Origin of the sequence: Paraburkholderia sp. CI3 (assembly GCF_050436505.1) — a bacterium.
Classification (GTDB): Bacteria; Pseudomonadota; Gammaproteobacteria; order Burkholderiales; family Burkholderiaceae; genus Paraburkholderia; species Paraburkholderia tuberum.
Window position 1 is genome coordinate 2732879 of the sequence record NZ_JBNDMI010000004.1, and the last position, 21908, is coordinate 2754786.

The 21908-nt window shown below is 60.6% G+C and carries 12 protein-coding genes and 3 pseudogenes; 1 reads left to right on the forward strand and 14 read right to left on the reverse strand.

Translation table 11 applies throughout. The annotated features are described in order from the left end of the window. Window positions 1-104: 104 nt before the first annotated feature. The 7 genes and pseudogenes from tuf to OKW29_RS34170 all read right to left on the reverse strand — a co-directional run. Window positions 105-1295 carry an elongation factor Tu gene (tuf, locus tag OKW29_RS34140; RefSeq protein ID WP_129958904.1) on the reverse strand — a complete coding sequence of 397 codons (1191 nt, stop codon included), beginning with the start codon at window positions 1293-1295 and terminating at the stop codon, window positions 105-107. Between the two features lie 48 nt (window positions 1296-1343). After that, a complete protein-coding gene (gene fusA / locus OKW29_RS34145; RefSeq protein ID WP_090802169.1) occupies window positions 1344-3446 on the reverse strand; it encodes an elongation factor G in 2103 nt (700 codons plus the stop codon). A gap of 131 nt (window positions 3447-3577) precedes the next feature. Then, complete coding sequence (gene rpsG, locus OKW29_RS34150; RefSeq protein WP_006053291.1) at window positions 3578-4048, reverse strand: 30S ribosomal protein S7; 471 nt, start codon at window positions 4046-4048, stop codon at window positions 3578-3580. Between the two features lie 180 nt (window positions 4049-4228). Beyond that, the gene (rpsL, locus tag OKW29_RS34155; RefSeq protein ID WP_006053290.1) at window positions 4229-4609 is read right to left on the reverse strand and encodes a 30S ribosomal protein S12; all 381 of its coding nucleotides are present in this window, start codon (window positions 4607-4609) and stop codon (window positions 4229-4231) included. Between the two features lie 217 nt (window positions 4610-4826). Next, a complete protein-coding gene (gene recQ / locus OKW29_RS34160; RefSeq protein WP_429294063.1) occupies window positions 4827-6674 on the reverse strand; it encodes a DNA helicase RecQ in 1848 nt (615 codons plus the stop codon). A gap of 226 nt (window positions 6675-6900) precedes the next feature. Further along, complete coding sequence (locus tag OKW29_RS34165) at window positions 6901-7344, reverse strand: group II intron maturase-specific domain-containing protein (protein ID WP_429294987.1); 444 nt, start codon at window positions 7342-7344, stop codon at window positions 6901-6903. Window positions 7345-7356: 12 nt separating this feature from the next. Next, window positions 7357-7608 (reverse strand): annotated as a pseudogene (locus OKW29_RS34170) (reverse transcriptase domain-containing protein); the annotation flags it as partial. Between the two features lie 319 nt (window positions 7609-7927). Between OKW29_RS34170 and OKW29_RS34175 the strand changes: the two are divergent. Next, window positions 7928-9064: pseudogene (locus tag OKW29_RS34175) on the forward strand (recombinase family protein); the annotation flags it as partial. 519 nt (window positions 9065-9583) lie between these two features. On the opposite strand, the pseudogene OKW29_RS34180 reads toward OKW29_RS34175, so the two are convergent. The 7 genes and pseudogenes from OKW29_RS34180 to rplK form a co-directional block, all read right to left on the reverse strand. Further along, window positions 9584-10303: pseudogene (locus OKW29_RS34180) on the reverse strand (reverse transcriptase domain-containing protein); the annotation flags it as partial. 477 nt (window positions 10304-10780) lie between these two features. After that, entirely contained in the window at window positions 10781-15019 is a 4239-nt protein-coding gene (gene rpoC / locus OKW29_RS34185; protein WP_018420145.1) for a DNA-directed RNA polymerase subunit beta', read from the reverse strand. 21 nt (window positions 15020-15040) lie between these two features. Then, the gene (rpoB, locus tag OKW29_RS34190; RefSeq protein ID WP_184040838.1) at window positions 15041-19147 is read right to left on the reverse strand and encodes a DNA-directed RNA polymerase subunit beta; all 4107 of its coding nucleotides are present in this window, start codon (window positions 19145-19147) and stop codon (window positions 15041-15043) included. Between the two features lie 369 nt (window positions 19148-19516). Next, a complete protein-coding gene (gene rplL, locus OKW29_RS34195; RefSeq protein WP_018420143.1) occupies window positions 19517-19894 on the reverse strand; it encodes a 50S ribosomal protein L7/L12 in 378 nt (125 codons plus the stop codon). 63 nt (window positions 19895-19957) lie between these two features. Next, entirely contained in the window at window positions 19958-20461 is a 504-nt protein-coding gene (rplJ, locus tag OKW29_RS34200) for a 50S ribosomal protein L10 (RefSeq protein ID WP_062129470.1), read from the reverse strand. Between the two features lie 303 nt (window positions 20462-20764). After that, on the reverse strand, window positions 20765-21463 hold the full coding sequence (gene rplA / locus OKW29_RS34205; RefSeq protein ID WP_429294064.1) for a 50S ribosomal protein L1: 699 nt from the start codon (window positions 21461-21463) through the stop codon (window positions 20765-20767). Further along, entirely contained in the window at window positions 21464-21895 is a 432-nt protein-coding gene (gene rplK, locus OKW29_RS34210; RefSeq protein WP_008922976.1) for a 50S ribosomal protein L11, read from the reverse strand. Window positions 21896-21908: the final 13 nt, after the last annotated feature.

Consider the following 21908-nt stretch of genomic DNA (forward strand, 5'->3'; position numbering starts at 1 on the left):
GGCGATATTGCACCGCCGATTAGAAAAAGAACGTAGGCTCGGACGCTCGCGCGGAGCGAGTGCCCGAGCCCGGGCGCTACAGACTGCTACAGCAATTGTCGATTTTACTCGATGATCTTGGCGACGACACCAGCGCCGACCGTACGGCCACCTTCGCGAATTGCGAAGCGCAGACCTTCTTCCATCGCGATCGGGTTGATCAGTTTCACCGTGATCGACACGTTGTCGCCCGGCATCACCATTTCCTTGTCCTTCGGCAGCTCGATCGAGCCCGTCACGTCCGTCGTACGGAAGTAGAACTGCGGACGGTAGTTGTTGAAGAACGGCGTGTGACGGCCGCCTTCGTCCTTGCTCAGCACGTAGACTTCAGCCGTGAAGTGCGTGTGCGGGTTGATCGAACCCGGCTTGGCCAGAACCTGACCACGCTCCACGTCTTCACGCTTCGTGCCGCGCAGCAGGATGCCAACGTTGTCGCCTGCCTGACCCTGGTCGAGCAGCTTGCGGAACATTTCCACGCCCGTGCAGGTCGTCTTGGCCGTTGCGCGGATACCGACGATCTCGATTTCCTCGCCAACCTTGATCACGCCGCGCTCGACGCGACCCGTCACCACCGTGCCGCGACCCGAGATCGAGAACACGTCTTCCACCGGCATCAGGAACGCACCGTCAACCGCGCGCTCCGGCGTCGGGATGTACGTGTCCAGCGCATCGGCCAGGTTCATGATCGCTACCTCGCCCAGCTCGCCCTTGTCGCCTTCCAGCGCCAGCTTGGCCGAACCCTTGATGATCGGCGTGTCGTCGCCCGGGAAGTCGTACTTCGACAGAAGTTCGCGAACTTCCATCTCGACGAGTTCCAGCAGCTCGGCGTCGTCCACCATGTCGCACTTGTTCAGGAACACGATGATGTACGGAACGCCAACCTGACGCGCCAGCAGGATGTGCTCACGCGTTTGCGGCATCGGGCCGTCGGCAGCCGAGCACACCAGGATTGCGCCGTCCATCTGCGCCGCGCCCGTGATCATGTTCTTCACGTAGTCTGCGTGGCCCGGGCAGTCGACGTGTGCGTAGTGGCGGTTAGCCGTTTCGTACTCGACGTGCGCGGTATTGATGGTAATGCCACGCGCCTTTTCTTCCGGCGCCGCGTCGATCTGGTCGTACGCCTTCGCTTCGCCGCCAAACTTCTGCGTCAGGACCGTCGTGATCGCCGCCGTCAGCGTGGTCTTGCCGTGGTCAACGTGACCGATCGTGCCCACGTTCACGTGCGGCTTGGTCCGCTCGAATTTACCTTTAGCCATGTTTCTCTTCTTTCAGAAAGTTAATCGTTGAATGACTTTGCCGCGCGATTACTTCGACTTCGCGTTGATGATCGCTTCCGACACGTTACGCGGAGCTTCAGCGTAGTGCTTGAACTCCATCGTGTACGTTGCGCGGCCTTGCGTCAGCGAACGCAGAGACGTCGAGTAGCCGAACATTTCCGACAGCGGCACTTCGGCGCGAACGATCTTGCCGCCGCCAACCATGTCATCCATGCCCTGAACAATACCGCGACGGCCAGAGAGGTCGCCCATCACGTTGCCCATGTAGTCTTCTGGCGTTTCGACTTCGACAGCCATCATCGGTTCGAGGATGACCGGCTGTGCCTTGCGCATCGCTTCCTTGAACGCCATCGAACCGGCCATGCGGAACGCGTTTTCGTTCGAGTCGACATCGTGGTAGGAACCGAACGTCAGGTGAACCTTCACGTCCACGACCGGGAAGCCCGCCAGCACGCCGGCCTTCAGCGTTTCCTGGATACCCTTGTCGACTGCCGGGATGTATTCACGCGGAATCACACCGCCCTTGATCTCGTCCAGGAACTCGTAGCCCTTGCCTTGCTCGTTCGGCTCGAGCGTGATGACCGCGTGACCGTACTGGCCGCGACCACCCGACTGCTTGACGAACTTGCCGTCAACGTCTTCCGCCTTGCCGCGAATCGTTTCGCGGTAAGCCACCTGCGGCTTGCCAACCGTTGCTTCGACGCCGAACTCACGCTTCATCCGGTCGACCAGAATTTCCAAGTGGAGCTCGCCCATGCCCGAAATAATGGTTTGACCCGATTCTTCGTCCGTTTGAACGCGGAACGACGGATCTTCCTGCGCCAGACGGTTCAGGGCCAGACCCATCTTTTCCTGGTCCGGCTTCGTCTTCGGCTCAACAGCCTGCGAAATCACGGGTTCCGGGAAAACCATGCGCTCGAGCACGATCGGACTCGTCGGATCGCACAGCGTGTCGCCCGTGGTCGCGTCCTTCAGGCCGACCGCAGCGGCGATGTCGCCTGCGCGCACTTCCTTGATTTCTTCGCGCTGGTTCGCGTGCATCTGCAGAATACGGCCCAGACGTTCCTTCTTGTCCTTGGTCGCGTTCAGCAGGGTGTCGCCCGAATTCACAACGCCAGAGTACACACGGAAGAAGATCAGTTGGCCGACGAACGGGTCGGTCATGATCTTGAACGCCAGTGCCGAGAACTTTTCGTCGTCAGCAGCGCGGCGCTCACCCTTTTCACCGTTTTCCAGCTCGCCGGTAACCGGCGGGATGTCGATCGGCGACGGCAGGAAGTCGAGCACGGCGTCCAGCATGCGCTGCACACCCTTGTTCTTGAACGCGGTGCCGCACAGCATCGGCTGGATTTCGCAAGCGATCGTACGGTCGCGCAGACCCTTGATGATTTCCTCTTCGGTCAGCTCACCCGACTCGAGGTACTTGTTCATCATGTCTTCGTTCGCTTCCGCCGCGGCTTCGACCATCTTTTCACGCCATTCGTTGCATGTGTCGACGAGCTCTGCCGGGATGTCTTCGTACGAGAACTTGGTGCCTTGCGACGCGTCGTCCCAAATGATCGCCTTCATCTTCATCAGATCGACGACGCCCGTGAAGTTCTCTTCCGCGCCGATAGGCACGACGACCGGAACCGGGTTCGCCTTCAGACGCAGCTTGAGCTGGTCGTAGACCTTGAAGAAGTTCGCGCCGGTACGGTCCATCTTGTTGATGAACGCGAGACGGGGAACCTTGTACTTGTTAGCCTGACGCCACACGGTTTCCGACTGGGGCTGCACGCCGCCCACAGCGCAGTACACCATGCACGCGCCGTCGAGCACGCGCATCGAGCGCTCGACTTCAATCGTGAAGTCGACGTGACCCGGGGTGTCGATGATGTTGATGCGGTGTTCGGCGCGGTCGCCCGCCATGCCCTTCCAGAATGCCGTGGTAGCAGCGGAAGTAATCGTGATGCCGCGCTCCTGTTCCTGCTCCATCCAGTCCATGGTGGCAGCGCCGTCGTGAACTTCACCAATCTTGTGGTTCACGCCCGTGTAGAACAGAATGCGCTCGGTCGTCGTCGTTTTGCCGGCGTCGATGTGAGCGCTAATACCGATGTTACGGTAGCGCTCGATAGGAGTCTTGCGAGCCACTTTGATCCTCTATTGGGATGACGCGATGCGAGAGATGCCCATCGCGCTGTAACACAAACGGGCGAGGCGCCTTTGAAGCGCACCCGCCCGGAATTTCTTTCCGTTTTCCGCTAAACCCGGGGTGGGGAAGCTTAGAAACGGAAGTGCGAGAACGCCTTGTTGGCTTCTGCCATCCGGTGAACTTCGTCGCGCTTCTTCATCGCGCCGCCACGGCCTTCAGCCGCTTCGGAGAGCTCACCTGCCAGACGCAGGGCCATCGACTTCTCGCTGCGCTTCTTCGCGGCTTCACGCAGCCAACGCATCGCCAATGCCATACGACGCGACGGGCGCACTTCGACCGGAACCTGATAGTTCGCACCACCAACGCGGCGGCTCTTCACTTCGACCACCGGCTTGACGTTGTTGAGCGCTACCGTGAACACTTCCAGCGGGTCCTTGCCACCCTTGGTCTGGATCTGTTCGAAAGCGCCGTACACGATACGCTCGGCAACCGACTTCTTGCCGGAGAGCATCAGCACGTTCATGAATTTTGCTACATCAACGTTGCCAAACTTCGGATCCGGCAACACTTCCCGCTTGGGGACTTCGCGACGACGCGGCATGTTTCTTCCTTTACTTTTCAGTTGGAGCTGCTTACAGCCCCGCGGCCACCAACTAACCCGATTCATCCGTAAGACTAACCAGCCTGGTCGGGTGACCACTTACTCGATAGCACCGGCGATTCCGGCACCATCGCTATTACCGCCTTTGCAGGCGACCTGAAACTACGATCGACCGGCTAATTACTTGCCAGCCTTGGCACGCTTCGCACCGTACTTCGAGCGAGCCTGCTTACGATCCTTGACGCCCTGGGTATCCAGCGAGCCGCGAACCATGTGGTAACGCACACCCGGCAAGTCCTTCACACGGCCGCCGCGAATCAGCACGACCGAGTGTTCCTGCAGGTTGTGGCCTTCGCCACCAATGTACGAAATGACTTCGAAGCCGTTCGTCAGACGAACCTTGGCGACCTTACGGAGTGCCGAGTTCGGCTTCTTCGGCGTCGTGGTGTACACACGGGTGCACACGCCGCGACGCTGGGGGCAGTCCTGCAAGGCCGGGCTCTTGCTCTTCGTCGTTTCCGACGTGCGGCCTTTGCGAACCAGTTGATTGATGGTTGGCATTGATTATTCCTGAAATTGAACAAAATCGACGCATCGGTTTCCGGGCAAAGCGGAAACGCCCGCGAATCGAACTTCCGGCTGGCCCGCTCACGCACGAACTGAAGTTGCGCGTAGCATTCCAAGAACCGGAACCTAACATAATATTCCGAAAATACTAAGGGAGTCAACAGGTTGCAGTGTTTCGCCCCCGTCAATCCGGCTAAACAGCCAGACGACGTCAGTCTGCCGCTACGACGTGCAGTAATTCGTAGCCGAAACGGTCCAGTTTACGCGCCCCCATGCCCGGAATCCCGCGCAGATCGTCGATCGAATCGGGGCCGAGACGGGCGATTTCCGCGAGCGTCGCGTCATGGAAAATCACATAAGCCGGCACTCCGTCGCTCTTCGCGGTTTCTGTGCGCCACATGCGTAGACGCTCCCAGCGGGCCCGCTCGCGAGGGCCCATGCCAATGGTCGGATCGGCGCGCTCGCTCGTACGACCCGACGATTGACGCGTGCGTGTCGGCTTGACGTAGCGACGCATCGTCACCTTCTGCTCGCCCTTGAGCACCGGCTTGCTCGCCTCCGTCAGCACGAGCGAACCGAAGCCCTCGTGGTCGACCGTCAGGTAACCGAACGCGACGAGTTGGCGAAAGATCGCACGCCACTCCGGCTCACCGAGCGCCGCGCCGATACCGAACGTGGTCAGCTTCTCGTGGCCACGCTGCAGGATTTTTTCGCTGCGGTTGCCACGCAAAATATCTATCAGGTGTCCGGCTCCGAAATGAAAGCCGCTCGCACGCTGCGCGCGAAACACGCACGACAGCGCCATCTGAGCCTCGCGCGTTGCATCCCAGGTCGGCGGCGGCTCGAGGCAGTTGTCGCAGTTGCCGCACGGCTGGCTCGTTTCGCCGAAGTACGCGAGCAGGCGCACCCGCCGGCAAGTCGCCGTTTCGCACAAACCGAGCAGCGCGTCGAGCTTGCCGGTCTGGACCCGCTTGTGCGCGTGGTCTGCTTCGGATTCGTCGATCATCTTGCGCTGCTGCACGACGTCGCCGAGCCCGTAGGCCATCCACGCGTTCGACGGCAGTCCGTCGCGGCCCGCGCGGCCGGTCTCCTGGTAGTACCCTTCCACGCTCTTGGGCAAATCCAGATGCGCGACGAACCGCACGTCGGGTTTGTCGATGCCCATGCCGAACGCAATCGTCGCGCACATCACGATGCCTTCCTCGCGCTGGAACATCTCCTGATGTTTCTGGCGCACCTCGAACTCCATGCCGGCGTGGTACGGCAGCGCGCGCATGCCCTTTTCCTTCAGCCACTCCGCGGTTTCCTCGACCTTGCGGCGCGACAGGCAATAAACGACGCCCGCGTCGGTCGTACCGTCGGCTTTCGTATGCTCGGCGCGGATGAAGTCGAGCAGTTGCGTGCGCGCGTTGTCTTTTTCGGCGATGCGATAGCGGATGTTCGGCCGATCGAAACTCGACACGAACACGCGCGCATCTTCGAGCGCGAGACGGTGGATGATTTCGTCGCGCGTGATCGCGTCGGCGGTCGCCGTCAGCGCGATGCGCGGGACATTCGGAAAGCGCTCGTGCAGCACCGACAGCTGAATATATTCGGGCCGGAAATCGTGTCCCCATTGCGACACGCAGTGCGCTTCGTCGATCGCGAAAAGACCGATGCGCGTGCGTTCGAGCAGTTCCTGGAAGCGCGGCGTCATCAGCCGCTCCGGTGCGACGTAGAGCAGATCGATGTCGCCGTCGCGGAGCGCCCGCTCGGTGGCCACCGCCTCCGCGCTCGACAACGTTGAGTTCAGGTACGCGGCCCGCACGCCGACTTCGGTCAGCGCGGCCACCTGATCCTGCATCAGCGCGATCAGCGGCGACACCACGATGCCGGCGCCAAAGCCGCATTCGCGCCGCACCAGCGACGGGATCTGATAGCACAGCGATTTGCCGCCGCCCGTCGGCATCAGCACAAGGCAATCGCCACCGTCGGCGACGTGCTCGACAATTTCGCCCTGCTGCCCTCTGAACGCGGGATAACCAAAGACTTCATTGAGGATTTCGAGCGGTCGGGACATGTATTTGAGAGAGACGGCGAAAGGAACGGCACGCAGGCGGTGAGACGAATTTTACCAACCCATTCGTGCCGCGCCCGCGCTTTGCGACAACGTTAGCCATCGGGCCTAGGACTGCTCCGGCACGTGGCACCCATGCACCCGCAAAAAGAGCAATCGGGTAGGGTGAGGGGTCACCCCCTCAGCCCTCCCACACCACCGTACGTGCGGTTCCGCATACGGCGGTTCATCAAGAACGCTGGAGGCGTCGCTGGGTGTCCAGCAGCGAGACCAGCCCCTGTCTATCGAAGAAGCGTTTCGGGAAGGCGTCGCGCATGTGGCGCGCCCCAGCATTCCACCACGGCCCCTGGCCGTTGTGCGCTGAGCGCCATGCGCGATCCTCCGGCAACCCCTGTCGACGTAGCATGGTGGTTCGGCGCTGGCGGTGTTTGGCCTGCCGCCAGAGAAGGCAGCGCAATCGCCGCCTTAGCCAACCATCCAGATCCTCCAGCGCGCGTTTGCCTTGCGTGAACCGGAAGTAGTTGACCCATCCTCGAAGCACCGGATTCAGTGTTTCGATAGTGTGGCTCAGACTCCTTCCCCGCCCCTCCCTCAGCAGCGTCTTCACGCGCGCCGTGAGCCGTTTCAGGCTTTCCGGCGCGATGCGCAGCCGTGCCTGTCGATGAACCGTCAGACTGTAGCCAAGGAATTTACGTGTCCACGGGCGGCTGCATGCGCTCTTCGCATCGTTGACCTTCAGCTTCAGGCGCTTCGCGAGAAACGTCGTCAAGTCAGTCAACAGTCGCTCTCCTGCCGCCTTGCTTCGGACGTAGATGTTGCAGTCGTCCGCGTAGCGGCAGAACGCATGCCCACGCCGCTCCAGTTCGCGGTCCCAATCCGTCAGCAGGATGTTCGACAGTAACGGCGAGAGTACGCCACCAACAACATAGCAAACTCGCGAGTAAGATGGGCTCTGCGCATTTCAAGGGAGTGTCTGGCGCCGTGGTCCAGAGGATGTCCTGACGTCGATGCGGTGCTCGTCCTTGAGACCGTTGCTCCCGCTGACCGGGAGACACATCAATGACACGAGGACGACGTAAGCACTGGCACGTGCGTCTCGCTTTCGAGCCGAACCGCTTCGCCCGCGAACAGTTGCAGAAGACGTACGAGCAGCTCAGCCCGATACAGGCGCGCAGCACGGCGCAGGCGCCGGTTGCGAAGCGCGCCTCACCTAAACGCACGGCTACCACGCGGGGGATACAATGAGCACCGCCGCAATGGTTGCGCTCTATGCGCGAGTATCCTCGGAACAGCAAAGCAAACGCGGCACCATCGACAGCCAGATCGCGACATTGAAGGAGCGCATTTCGGCTGACGGTGCGCAGATCGTCGAGGACATGTGTTTCGTCGACGCCGGCGTGAGCGGCGCGACGCTGATCAGGCCACAGCTGGAGCGACTCAGGGACTGTGCCGCGCTCGGGGCGATCGATCAGCTATACATCCTGTCACCAGACCGTCTGGCGCGCAAATATGCGCACCAGGCGCTGCTGATGGAAGAGTTCTCGGCCTGCGGCGTCCAGGTGGTGTTCCTCAATCACGCAATCGGTACGACGCCGGAAGAGTCGCTGCTATTGCAGATGCAGGGCATGATTGCGGAATACGAACGGGCGAAGATCGCCGAGCGTCACCGTCGTGGCAAGCTACACGGCGCAAAACGCGGCAGCGTCAATGTGCTGTCCGGGGCACCCTACGGCTACCGCTACATTCGCCGGCAGCTCGACGGAACGCCGGCCCGGTACGTTATCGAATTGCCCCAGGCTGCAACGATCCGGGCGATCTTCCAGTGGGTGGGGATGGAGCGCCTGAGCATAGGGGAAGTGGTACGCCGCCTTACCGAATCGGGTACTGTGACGGCGTCGGGCAAGCCATACTGGGACCGCAGCGTAGTGTGGGGGATATTGCGTAACCCGGCGTACATGGGGCGGGCTGCGTTCGGCAAGACGCAGTCGCGCGATCACCTGCAGGTACGCGTGCGTGCCCAGCGTCACAGTGCCGACGTGCCCAGAAAGCCGCACTCGACAACACGCACTGACCCGCAGGACTGGATCGAGATTGCGGTGCCGGCCATCATCAGCGAGGCGCTGTTCCAGTCGGCTCAGGAGCAGCTTGCCGAGAACCGCAAGCTGGCACGCCAGAGGCGCAATGGTGCGCCCCTACGCCTGCTGCAAGGGTTGACGGTTTGTGGCCAGTGCCGTTACGCCTATTATGCAAAGAAAGTGAGCAAGGCTGCGGCCAAGGGACATCAGCGTGACTACGCTTATTACCGCTGTGTTGGAACCGATGCCTACCGTTTCGGTGGCCATCGCATCTGTGACAATCTTCAGGTACGCACCGACAGGCTCGACGATCTGGTTTGGCAGCAGGTCGTCGAATTGCTCAGGCATCCGGAACGATTGAAGAACGAATATGAGCGCCGGCTGGACATGATGGAACGCAATGAAAAGGGCGGCTTCGACACGGCCAGCCTGGAAAAGCAGCGGCTTCAGCTGGAAAAAGGCAAGTCCCGGCTGATCGACAGTTACGCTGACGGCATCATCGACAAAACGGACTTCGAGCCGAAGATGCAACAGTTGAAGAACCGGCTGGAACAGATTGACGGGCAGATCCAGGAATCTCGGCGCCATGGGGTGGTGCAAAGCGAGCTGTTCCTGGTCATCAACCGGCTCGAGGAATTTGCAACTGCTGTCACCGAAAAACTGGATACGATCGATCTCGAAATGAAGCGCAAGATCGTATTGGGGCTGGTCAAGCGCGTCGAAATCCACAAGGATGAAATCGTCGTTGTGTTCCGCGTCGACCCACAGCCGCAGGTTCTCAGCAGCGAGAATTCCAATGATTCAGACGACGGAGTGAAAAGTATGCAACATTGTACGAGGCGTAAGCGGTCCGCCTTGCGGTGTCCCTTCCCGTCGCGCCTGCGCGATCCCGTTGCGCATCAGCCCCGCCTCCAGATACCGCCGGATCAGCTTGAGCACCCGATCATCCGTGACCTGCCGGGCCAACCGCGACATCAGAATGTCGTGATTTACCCGGTCGAAGAATTTCTCCAGATCGATATCCACCACCCAGCGACGGCCTTCCTGCACATACCGCTGTGCCATCAATACCGCCTGCTGCGCACTGCGCCCCGGCCTGAAGCCGTAGCTCGACCCAGAGAACCCCGGCTCGAAGATCGGCTGGAGTATCTGGTGCAGCGCCTGCTGAATCAGGCGATCCAGTACCGTCGGAATGCCCAGCGTCCGTACCCCGCCCGCAGGCTTCGGTATGTCCACTGCACGTATCGCCTCCGGCATGTATCGCCCTTCCAGCAGCGCCGCCTTCACGCTCGGCCAGTGCATCTTCAGCCAGTCTGCAAATTGCTCCACCGGCAGGCCATCGACCCCCGGTGCGCCGCGATTGCTAACTATCCGTCGATACGCTGCCCACAGGTTGCTGCGTTCAACCACCGCCTCCATCAGCGGTGGCCCCTCCGCTTTCCTTTGCCCGGTAGCCGCCGTGCCAGCCTCGACACCACGAACGCTCCCCCCGGAATTCCGTCCCGGTCCTTGCATCGTGGCCCCGCTTACGCGGGCTTGCGCTTCGTCGGCTCGCATCGAGTCTCTACCGTCCTGATCGCGGTCCTTCATGTTCGGGCCTTCGGCCTTGCGACCTACTATGCCCTCTGCTGACTTCTGCACGACCATCCCGGCGCCTCTCGACGCCAGTAGCACACGGCAGCCGTGCAGATCTCCCCGGGTATGACGCACCCACCTTCACGCTTATGCCCGTCGGATATACGCCGCATCGTTCCGTGCAAGTATTGGACTTTGGCCTTTTTTGCTGCCTCATCCCAACGCGTCGCCTCGTATCCGCTTCCTGTTCGTCAGGCCAGCGCTTTGCCTCGGGCTTCCTTCAGACTCGCAGTCGCCCACGAAACCCTTGCCTCTGGCTAACACTTCCCCTTGCCGGGTGTGTGGAGGACTTTCACCTCCCAGTGACTGCGCCCTGCCGGGCGCACAAAAAAAAACCGCTCAGTCGAAACTGAGCGGCCTTCGTGGCTCGTGAGGCAAGGCGGCTTGCGCCGCCAGCACTTACTCGCCCGAGTGTTGCTGTTCGGCAGCCGGCGTTTCCGGCGTACCGAATTCGAACGACTCTTCCGCTGCGATCTGATCGAAACGCTCGCGGTCGGCCAGTTCCTTGCTCTTGCGCGCCTTGTGGAACGCGAGACCCGTACCGGCCGGAATCAGGCGGCCGACGATCACGTTTTCCTTCAGGCCACGCAGGTCGTCGCGCTTGCCCATGATCGCCGCTTCGGTCAGCACGCGGGTCGTTTCCTGGAACGACGCCGCGGAGATGAACGAATCGGTCGACAGCGACGCCTTCGTGATACCGAGCAGCACGTTTTCGTACGTTGCCGGACGCTTGTCTTCCGCGATCATACGGTCGTTCTCGTCGAGCATGTCCGACCGCTCGACCTGTTCGCCCGGGATGAAACGCGTGTCGCCGTTGTCCGAAATCTGCACGCGGCGCAGCATCTGGCGCACGATCACTTCGATGTGCTTGTCGTTGATCTTCACGCCTTGCAGACGGTACACGTCCTGCACTTCGTCCACGATGTAGCGCGACAGCGCCTCGACGCCCTGCAGACGCAGGATGTCGTGCGGATCCGCCGGTCCGTCGACGATCATTTCGCCCTTGTTGACGACCTGACCATCGTGCACCAGAACCTGCTTTTCCTTCGCGATCAGGAACTCGTGCTGGTTGCCCTCGAGGTCCGTGATAACGAGACGCTGCTTGCCCTTCGTGTCCTTACCGAACGACGTCGTACCCGTGACTTCCGCCAGGATACCCGCGTCCTTCGGCGAACGTGCTTCGAACAGTTCCGCCACACGCGGCAGACCACCGGTAATGTCACGCGTCTTCTGCGATTCGGTCGGGATACGTGCGAGCACTTCGCCGACCTGCACCTGCTGACCGTCCTTCACGGTGATCAGCGCGCCGACCTGGAAGCCGATCTGCACCGAGTGCTCGGTGTTCGGGATCTTCACTTCCTCGCCATTCGCATCGAGCAGCTTGACCTGCGGACGCACCGTCTTCGACGCCTGCGAACCACGACGCTTCACGTCGATCACGACGAGCGTGGACAGACCCGTCACGTCGTCGATCTGTTTCGCGACCGTCACGCCTTCCTCGACGTTCTCGAACTTCACCGTACCACCGTACTCGGTGATGATCGGACGCGTCATCGGATCCCACGTGGCCAGTTGCGTGCCAGCCTTGATCTGCGCACCGTCGAGCTGCAGCAGCGTGGCGCCGTACGGCACCTTGTGACGCTCGCGCTCGCGGCCGTGATCGTCGGTGATCATCGCTTCACCCGAACGCGAGATGACGATCTGCTCGCCCTTCGCATTCGTGACGTAACGCATCGTCGACGTGAAACGCACCGTACCGTTCGACTTCGCTTCGACCGACGATGCCACCGCCGCACGCGACGCCGCGCCACCGATGTGGAACGTACGCATCGTGAGCTGCGTGCCCGGTTCACCGATTGACTGCGCCGCGATCACGCCGACCGCTTCGCCGACGTTCACCAGCGAGCCGCGGCCGAGGTCGCGACCGTAGCAGGCCGCGCACAGACCGTAGCGCGTTTCGCAGGTCAGCGGCGTGCGCACGCGCACTTCGTCGATGCCGAGGCGTTCGATGTCTTCGACCGCATCTTCGTCGAGCAGCGTGCCCGCTTCGAACAGCGTTTCCTGCGATTCCGGGTTGACGATGTCAGCCACGGCCACGCGACCCAGGATACGGTCACGCAGCGCTTCGACCACTTCACCGCCTTCCACGAGCGCCTTCATCGCCACGCCGTTCGACGTGCCGCAATCCTCCTCGACGACGACCAGATCCTGCGTCACGTCGACGAGACGACGCGTCAGGTAACCCGAGTTCGCGGTCTTCAGTGCCGTATCAGCCAGACCCTTACGTGCACCGTGGGTCGAGATGAAGTACTGCAACACGTTCAGACCTTCGCGGAAGTTCGCCGTAATCGGCGTCTCGATTATCGAGCCGTCCGGCTTCGCCATCAGACCGCGCATACCGGCCAGCTGACGGATCTGAACCGCGGAACCACGAGCGCCTGAGTCCGCCATCATGTAGATGGAGTTGAACGACTCCTGACGCGTCTGGTTGCCGTCGCGGTCCGTGACCGGTTCCGTCGACAGCTGCTCCATCATTGCCTTGCCGACCGCTTCCGACGTCGCCGACCAGATGTCGACCACGTTGTTGTAGCGCTCCTGCGCAGTGACGAGACCCGACATGTACTGACGGTCGTATTCCTTCACCTTCTTCGCGGCGTCGCCAACGATGGTTTCCTTCTGCGGCGGTACGAGCATGTCGTCGACGCAAATCGAAATACCAGCACGCGTTGCCAGACGGAAGCCTGACTGCATCAGTTGGTCGGCGAAAATCACCGTCTCACGCAGACCGCACTTGCGGAACGCGGTGTTGATCAGACGCGAGATTTCCTTCTTCTTCAGCGGCTTGTTCAGCACCGAGAACGGCAGACCCGGCGGCAGGATTTCCGACAGGATCGAGCGGCCAACTGTGGTCGCATACAGCGTGATCTTCGGCACGAACGCCGGCGCGCCTTCCGACTTGTCTTCGTTGTGGACCATTTCGGTGATCCGCACGTTGACGCGCGAGGCCAGTTCGACTTCCTTGTTCTCGTACGCGCGCAGCACTTCCGACACGCCCGTGAACGTCAGGCCTTCGCCCTTGCCGTTCACCGCTTCACGCGTCGCGTAGTACAGGCCGAGCACGATATCCTGCGACGGCACGATCGACGGATCGCCGTTAGCCGGGAACAGTACGTTGTTCGACGCGAGCATCAGCGTGCGCGCTTCCATCTGCGCTTCGAGCGACAGCGGCACGTGAACGGCCATCTGGTCACCGTCGAAGTCGGCGTTGAACGCCGCGCAAACGAGCGGATGCAGCTGGATTGCCTTACCTTCGATCAGCACCGGCTCGAAAGCCTGGATGCCGAGACGGTGCAGCGTCGGCGCACGGTTCAGCATGACCGGATGTTCGCGGATCACCTCTTCGAGGATGTCCCACACCACCGGTGTCTGGTTCTCGACCTCCTTCTTCGCAGCCTTGATGGTGGTAGCGACACCCATCACTTCTAGCTTGTTGAAGATGAACGGCTTGAACAGTTCGAGCGCCATCAGCTTCGGCAGACCGCACTGATGCAGCTTCAGCGTCGGGCCGACCACGATCACCGAACGGCCCGAGTAGTCGACACGCTTACCGAGCAGGTTCTGACGGAAGCGACCGCCCTTACCCTTGATCATGTCCGCGAGCGACTTCAGCGGACGCTTGTTCGCACCGGTCATCGCCTTGCCGCGACGGCCGTTGTCGAGCAGCGAGTCGACGGCTTCCTGCAGCATCCGCTTTTCGTTGCGGACGATGATTTCAGGCGCCTTCAGCTCGAGCAAACGCTTCAACCGGTTGTTACGGTTGATCACGCGGCGATACAGGTCGTTCAGGTCCGACGTCGCGAAACGGCCGCCGTCGAGCGGGACGAGCGGACGCAGTTCCGGCGGCAGCACCGGCAGCACTTCGAGGACCATCCAGTCCGGCTTGATGCCCGAACGCTGGAACGCCTCGAGCACTTTCAGGCGCTTCGCGTACTTCTTGATCTTCGCTTCCGAGCCGGTGTTCTTGAGCTCCGTGCGCAGCAGCTCGACCTGCTCGTCGATGTTGATCGCGCGCAGCAGTTCGCGAATACCTTCCGCGCCCATCTCGGCACGGAATTCGTCGCCGTATTCCTCGACCTTGTTGTAGTAATCCTCTTCGGTCATGATCTGCCGCGCTTTGAGCGGCGTCATGCCCGGATCGATCACCACGTATGCTTCGAAGTACAGCACGCGCTCGATGTCGCGCAGCGTCATGTCGAGCACCATGCCCAGACGCGACGGCAGCGACTTCAGGAACCAGATGTGCGCGACCGGCGAGGCCAGCTCAATGTGGCCCATTCGCTCACGACGCACCTTCGCGAGCGTCACTTCGACGCCGCACTTCTCGCAGATCACGCCGCGGTGCTTCAGGCGCTTGTACTTGCCGCAAAGGCATTCGTAGTCCTTGATCGGACCGAAAATCTTCGCGCAGAACAGACCATCGCGCTCCGGCTTGAACGTGCGGTAGTTGATGGTTTCCGGCTTCTTGACTTCACCGAACGACCACGAACGGATCTTGTCCGGCGAGGCCAGACCGATCTTGATCGCGTCGAAAACTTCAGGTTGTTGGACTTGCTTGAATAGATCGAGCAAAGCTTTCATCGCTTCTCTCCAGTAGTCCGATTAGTTCCGGTCCAGGTCGATGTCGATACCCAGCGACCGGATTTCCTTCACCAACACGTTGAACGACTCAGGCATGCCGGCATCGATCACGTGATCGCCCTTGACCAGGTTCTCGTAAACCTTGGTCCGGCCCGTCACGTCGTCCGACTTCACCGTCAGCATTTCCTGCAGCACGTACGATGCGCCGTACGCTTCGAGCGCCCACACTTCCATTTCACCGAAACGCTGGCCACCGAACTGCGCCTTACCGCCCAACGGCTGCTGCGTGACGAGCGAGTACGGGCCCGTGGAACGCGCGTGCATCTTGTCGTCGACCAGGTGGTGCAGCTTCAGGTAGTGCATGTAGCCGACCGTCACCGTACGTTCGAACATCTCGCCCGTGCGACCGTCGAACAGACGCACCTGGTTCTTCGACGGCGTCATGCCGAGGTTTTCAGCGATGTCGTCCGGGAACGCCAGATCCAGCGCGCGGGACATTTCTTCTTCCGTCGCACCGTCGAACACCGGCGTTGCGAACGGCACGCCTTCGCGCAGGTTCTTCGCCAGTTCGAGGATTTCGTCGTCGCTGAAGCTGTCCAGCTCTTCGGCGCGGCCCGATTCGTTGTAGATCTTGATCAGGAATTCGCGCAGTTCAGCGATCTTCGCCTGACGCTGCAGCATTTCGCCGATACGCCAGCCGAGACCCTTCGCGGCCCAACCCAGATGCACTTCGAGAACCTGACCCACGTTCATCCGCGACGGCACGCCGAGCGGGTTCAGAACGACGTCAGCCGGACGGCCGTCGGCCATGTACGGCATGTCTTCGATCGGCACGATCTTCGACACGACACCCTTGTTACCGTGACGGCCTGCCATCTTGTCGCCAGGCTGCAGACGGCGCTTCACCGCCAGATACACCTTGACCATCTTCAGCACGCCCGGCGGCAGTTCGTCGCCTTGCGTGAGCTTCTTGCGCTTCTCTTCGAACGCGAGGTCGAACTGGTGACGCTTCTCTTCGATCGAGTTCTTGATCGCTTCGAGCTGGGCCGCTGCTTCTTCATCCGCGAGCCGGATGTCGAACCAGTGATAGTGGTCCAGATCTTCGAGGTAAGCTCGCTCAATCTTCGTGCCCTTCGCGAGCTTCTTCGGACCGCCATTCGCGACCTTGCCTTCGAGCATGCGCGCGAGACGCTGGAACGCATCACCTTCCACGATACGCAGCTGGTCGTTCAGGTCAAGACGATAGCGCTTCAGTTCATCGTCGATGATCTGTTGCGCGCGCTTGTCGCGCTGGATGCCTTCACGCGTGAATACCTGCACGTCGATCACGGTGCCGCTCATGCCCGACGGCACGCGCAGCGACGTGTCCTTCACGTCCGACGCCTTCTCACCGAAGATCGCGCGCAGCAGCTTTTCTTCCGGCGTCAGCTGTGTTTCGCCCTTCGGCGTGACCTTGCCGACCAGCACGTCGCCCGCTTCGACTTCCGCGCCGATGTACACGATGCCCGACTCGTCGAGACGGCCAAGCTGCACTTCGGCGAGATTCGAGATGTCGCGCGTGATTTCTTCCGGTCCGAGCTTTGTGTCGCGTGCAACGACGTTCAGTTCTTCGATGTGAATCGACGTGTAACGGTCGTCCGCAACGACCTTCTCCGAAATCAGGATGGAGTCTTCGAAGTTGTAGCCGTTCCATGGCATGAACGCGATCAGCATGTTCTGGCCGAGCGCGAGCTCGCCCAGATCGGTCGATGCGCCGTCAGCCAGCACGTCGCCGCGCGCAACCTTGTCGCCCATCTTCACGATCGGACGCTGGTTGATGTTCGTGTTCTGGTTCGAACGCGTGTACTTGATCAGATTGTAGATGTCGACGCCGACTTCACCCGCGACCGCTTCGTCGTCGTTCACGCGAATCACGATACGGCCCGCGTCGACGTAATCGACCACACCGCCACGCAGTGCCTGAACCGTCGTGCCCGAGTCGACCGCCACGGTGCGTTCGATGCCCGTACCGACGACCGGCTTTTCCGGACGCAGACACGGGACGGCCTGACGCTGCATGTTCGAGCCCATCAATGCGCGGTTCGCGTCGTCGTGCTCGAGGAACGGAATCAGCGAAGCTGCGACCGACACGATCTGCGACGGCGCCACGTCCATGTACTGAATGCGGTCCGGCGTGACCATCAGCGTTTCGCCCGCTTCACGCGACGACACGAGTTCGTCGGTCAGCGTGCGGTCGTCGGCCACCGCCGCGTTCGCCTGAGCGATCACGTAACGGCCTTCTTCGATCGCCGACAGATAGTCAATCTGGTCGGTCACCTTGCCGTCCGCCACCTTGCGATACGGCGTTTCGAGGAAGCCGTATTCGTTCAGGTGCGCGTACAGAGCGAGCGAGTTGATCAGACCGATGTTCGGACCTTCCGGCGTTTCAATCGGGCACACACGGCCGTAGTGAGTTGGGTGCACGTCGCGGACTTCGAAGCCTGCGCGCTCACGAGTCAGACCGCCCGGGCCTAGTGCAGAAACACGACGCTTGTGCGTGATTTCCGACAGCGGATTGGTCTGGTCCATGAACTGCGACAGCTGCGACGACCCGAAGAACTCGCGAATCGCCGACGAGATCGGCTTCGAGTTGATCAGGTCGTGCGGCATCAAGTTTTCGCTTTCGGCCTGGCCGAGGCGTTCCTTCACAGCACGTTCGACACGCACGAGGCCCGCGCGGAACTGGTTCTCAGCGAGTTCGCCGACGCAGCGCACACGACGGTTGCCGAGGTGGTCGATGTCGTCCACTTCGCCCTTGCCGTTGCGCAGCTCGACGAGGATCTTGATCGTCGCGAGAATGTCGTCGTCCTGCAGCGTCATCGGACCGACGATTTCATCACGGCCGACGCGCCGGTTGAACTTCATACGACCCACCTTCGACAGGTCGTACGCTTCTTCGCTGTAGAACAGACGGTTGAACAGTGCCTCGACCGCTTCTTCGGTCGGCGGCTCGCCCGGACGCATCATGCGGTAGATCGCGATACGTGCGGCCATCTTGTCGGCCGTTTCGTCGATACGCAGCGTCGACGAGATGTACGGACCCTGGTCCAGATCGTTCGTGTAGAGCGTCTGGATGTCCTTGATCTTCGCTTCGCGCAGCTTCTCGAGCACGGATTCGGTAATTTCGTCGTTGGCGTTCGCGATGACTTCACCCGTATCGCCGTCGATCACGTTCTTCGCGAGCACGCGGCCGAGCAGATAATCTTCCGGCACCGAGATGAACTTGGTCTTCGCGTTATCGAGGTCGCGAATGTGCTTGGCGTTGATCCGCTTGTCCTTCTGGACGATCACGTTGCCATCGCGGTCCGTGATATCGAAGCGCGCGACTTCACCGCGCAAACGCTCCGGCACGAATTCCATCTGCGCGCCTTCCGGCATCAGCGTGAAATTGTCGAACACGAAGAAGTTTGCGAGGATCTGTTCCGGTGTCAGGCCGATTGCCTTTAGCAGGATCGTAACCGGCATCTTACGACGACGGTCGACGCGGAAGTACAGCACGTCCTTCGGGTCGAATTCGAAGTCGAGCCACGAGCCACGGTAGGGAATGATACGTGCCGAAAACAGCAGCTTGCCCGAGCTGTGCGTCTTGCCCTTGTCGTGTTCGAAGAAAACACCCGGCGAACGGTGCAGCTGCGAAACGATCACACGTTCGGTGCCGTTGATGACGAACGAACCGGTCGGCGTCATGAGCGGGATTTCGCCCATGTACACTTCCTGTTCCTTCACTTCTTTGACGACCGGCTTGCTCGGTGATTCTTTGTCGAGCAGCACCAGACGCACCTTGGCGCGCAGCGCCGAGCAGTACGTCAGACCGCGCTGCTGGCATTCCTTGATGTTGAATGCCGGCGGCGACAGCATGTAGCTGACGAACTCAAGACGCGCGAAGCCGTTGTGCGAAACGATCGGAAATACGGAAGTAAACGCGGCCTGCAAGCCTTCCGGCTTGCGTTGCGTAGATGACGTATCTGCTTGCAGAAACGTGCTGAATGATTCAAGCTGGGTAGCCAGCAGGAAAGGTACTTGGTGAACGATGGGGCGCTTCGCAAAACTCTTGCGAATACGCTTCTTCTCGGTGAAGGAATATTGCATACGATCTCCGAATCACGGCGGGCATAGTTGTCGAGGCAGGATACCTTGATGAGACAACCCGAGTGTTCACCGACTGAGACCCGATGGCCGTCCGATGGCTTGAACGAGCCTAGAAGCTTGGTGGTTGGCCGCTACCAACCGCTGGCTGACGGCAGCGGATGCCTGTGTCGCCCGCTACCCGACCAAACTCGCCTTCTGCAGTCGCTTCAGAAGACAAAGAGAAATGCCGGTCAAAATTACCGTGGGCGTTTTTCTTTGGCTTCTGGGAATCACATTCCTGCCGGCATACGCCCGCAAAAACGCGTCCTCCACAAAGCACAAAAAGGCCGGCGGTGAAAAACCGCCAGCCTTCGCACAGCGCGTTGAAGCTTACTTGATTTCAACCTTCGCGCCGGCTTCTTCCAGCTTCTTCTTGGCTTCTTCAGCAGCAGCCTTGGGCACCGCTTCCTTAACGGGCTTCGGTGCACCGTCGACCAGATCCTTCGCTTCCTTCAGGCCGAGACCCGTCAGTTCGCGAACAGCCTTAATGACCGAAACCTTGTTTGCACCGGTTTCAGCCAAGATGACCGTGAATTCGGTCTGCTCTTCAGCAGCAGCAGCGCCGCCGGCTGCACCTGCCGGGCCAGCCACTGCAACAGCAGCTGCCGAGACGCCAAACTTTTCTTCGAACGCCTTGACCAGCTCGTTCAGTTCCAGAACCGACATCGAGCCTACGGCTTCGAGGATGTCTTCTTTTGCGATTGCCATTTGAAATACTCCTAAATTGAATTCGGATACAGCCAGCGATCAATCACGCTCGACTGAAGTGCATTACGCAGCGGCTTCTTCGCCTTGCTTCTTTTCTGCCAGCGCGGCCAGAGCGCGCGCGAAGCCAGAAACAGGTGCCTGCATAACGTACAACAGCTTGGAGAGCAGTTCTTCGCGGCTCGGGATGCTTGCCAGCGCTTGCACGCCAGCCTTGTCCATCACCTTGCCTTCGTAGGAACCAGCCTTGATGACCAACTTGTCATTGCTCTTGCTGAAGTCATTGACGACCTTAGCAGCAGCAATCGCATCTTCCGAGATGCCGTAGATCAGGGGGCCAGTCATCTGCTCTGCCAGCGGAGCAAACGGGGTACCCTCGACGGCGCGACGCGCCAGTGTGTTCTTCAACACGCGAAGGTAAACCTGTTGCTCACGCGCCTTCGCGCGCAGCTTGGTCAGATCGCCAACCGCGATTCCACGATACTCAGCCAGAACCACGGTCTGAGCTTTCGCGACTTGCGCGGCAACCTCAGCGACGACGGCCTGCTTGCTTTCTTTGTTTAGTGGCACGGTTAACCTCCAGATTCGATACACGCAGCGTGCGCCTTGTGTACCGCATTCAATAACGGCGTCCGACCAGTCAGGAGTATTTCGACCGTCAAAAATCCGTATCGCTACAGACATCCAACGGCTTCATCACTACAAAACCTTTTCGGGTTCGCCATCTGCGTTGGCTTTACATTAAGGACCCGCCTACTTGCTGCGTGCCCACCAACGGTCTTTGACAACCGGTCGCGCGATGGAGACTGCCACCTCGCAACCGCCCAAAGCCCTTAAAAGCCGCCCCAACTCGCGCCGGAGCGGCGAAATTCATTACTGGGCAGCGATCGACGTCTGGTCGACACGAACACCAACACCCATCGTGCTCGACAGAGCGACCTTGCGCAGATACACGCCCTTGCTCGTTGCCGGCTTCGCCTTCTGCAGCGCTTCGATCAGCGCATTCAGGTTGTTGCGCAGTGCTGCCGGTTCAAACGAAGCGCGGCCGATCGTTGCGTGGATAATGCCGGCCTTGTCGACACGGAATTGCACCTGACCAGCCTTGGCGTTCTTGACCGCGGTCGCGAGGTCCGGCGTGACCGTGCCAACCTTCGGGTTCGGCATCAGGCCACGCGGGCCGAGAATCTGCCCGAGCGTACCGACGATACGCATCGTGTCCGGCGAAGCGATCACGATGTCGAAGTTCAGGTTCCCGGCCTTGACCTGTTCGGCCAGGTCTTCCATACCGACGACGTCAGCACCAGCGGCACGAGCCTGCTCAGCCTTTTCGCCCTGCGCGAACACAGCGACGCGGACCGACTTACCGGTACCAGCGGGCAGCACGACCGAGCCGCGAACCACTTGATCCGACTTCTTTGCGTCAATGCCGAGTTGGACGGCGACGTCGATCGACTCGTCGAACTTCGCGCTTGCGCATTCCTTCACGAGCGACAGAGCGTCTTCGATCGGGTACAGCTTCTGACGATCCACTTTGGCTGCAAATGCTTGCAGACGCTTCGAAAGCTTAGCCATTTACACGCCCTCCACGGTGATGCCCATCGAGCGGGCGCTACCAGCGATCGTACGAACCGCTGCGTCCAGATCAGCAGCCGTCAGATCGGGCATCTTGGTCTTGGCGATATCTTCAGCTTGAGCGCGGGTGATCTTGCCCACCTTGTCGGTATGCGGCTTGCTCGAACCCTTGTCGAGCTTCGCTGCCTTCTTGATCAGAACCGTAGCCGGCGGCGTCTTCAGAACGAACGTGAAGCTCTTGTCCGCGAATGCCGTGATCACGACAGGAATCGGCAGACCCGGTTCCATCGCTTGAGTCTGCGCGTTGAACGCCTTGCAGAACTCCATGATGTTCAGGCCGCGCTGACCCAGTGCCGGACCAACCGGCGGCGACGGGTTGGCTTTACCTGCAGGAATCTGCAGCTTGATAAAGCCGATAATTTTCTTTGCCATTTCGAGAACCTCT

Coding starts and splice junctions, on each gene's coding strand:
- tuf (WP_129958904.1), bottom strand. CDS start 1,295: ATGGCTAAAGGTAAATTCGAGCGGACCAAGCCGCACGTGAACGTGGGC.
- rpsG (WP_006053291.1), bottom strand. CDS start 4,048: ATGCCGCGTCGTCGCGAAGTCCCCAAGCGGGAAGTGTTGCCGGATCCG.
- rpsL (WP_006053290.1), bottom strand. CDS start 4,609: ATGCCAACCATCAATCAACTGGTTCGCAAAGGCCGCACGTCGGAAACG.
- recQ (WP_429294063.1), bottom strand. CDS start 6,674: ATGTCCCGACCGCTCGAAATCCTCAATGAAGTCTTTGGTTATCCCGCG.
- rpoC (WP_018420145.1), bottom strand. CDS start 15,019: ATGAAAGCTTTGCTCGATCTATTCAAGCAAGTCCAACAACCTGAAGTT.
- rpoB (WP_184040838.1), bottom strand. CDS start 19,147: ATGCAATATTCCTTCACCGAGAAGAAGCGTATTCGCAAGAGTTTTGCG.
- rplL (WP_018420143.1), bottom strand. CDS start 19,894: ATGGCAATCGCAAAAGAAGACATCCTCGAAGCCGTAGGCTCGATGTCG.
- rplA (WP_429294064.1), bottom strand. CDS start 21,463: ATGGCTAAGCTTTCGAAGCGTCTGCAAGCATTTGCAGCCAAAGTGGAT.
- rplK (WP_008922976.1), bottom strand. CDS start 21,895: ATGGCAAAGAAAATTATCGGCTTTATCAAGCTGCAGATTCCTGCAGGT.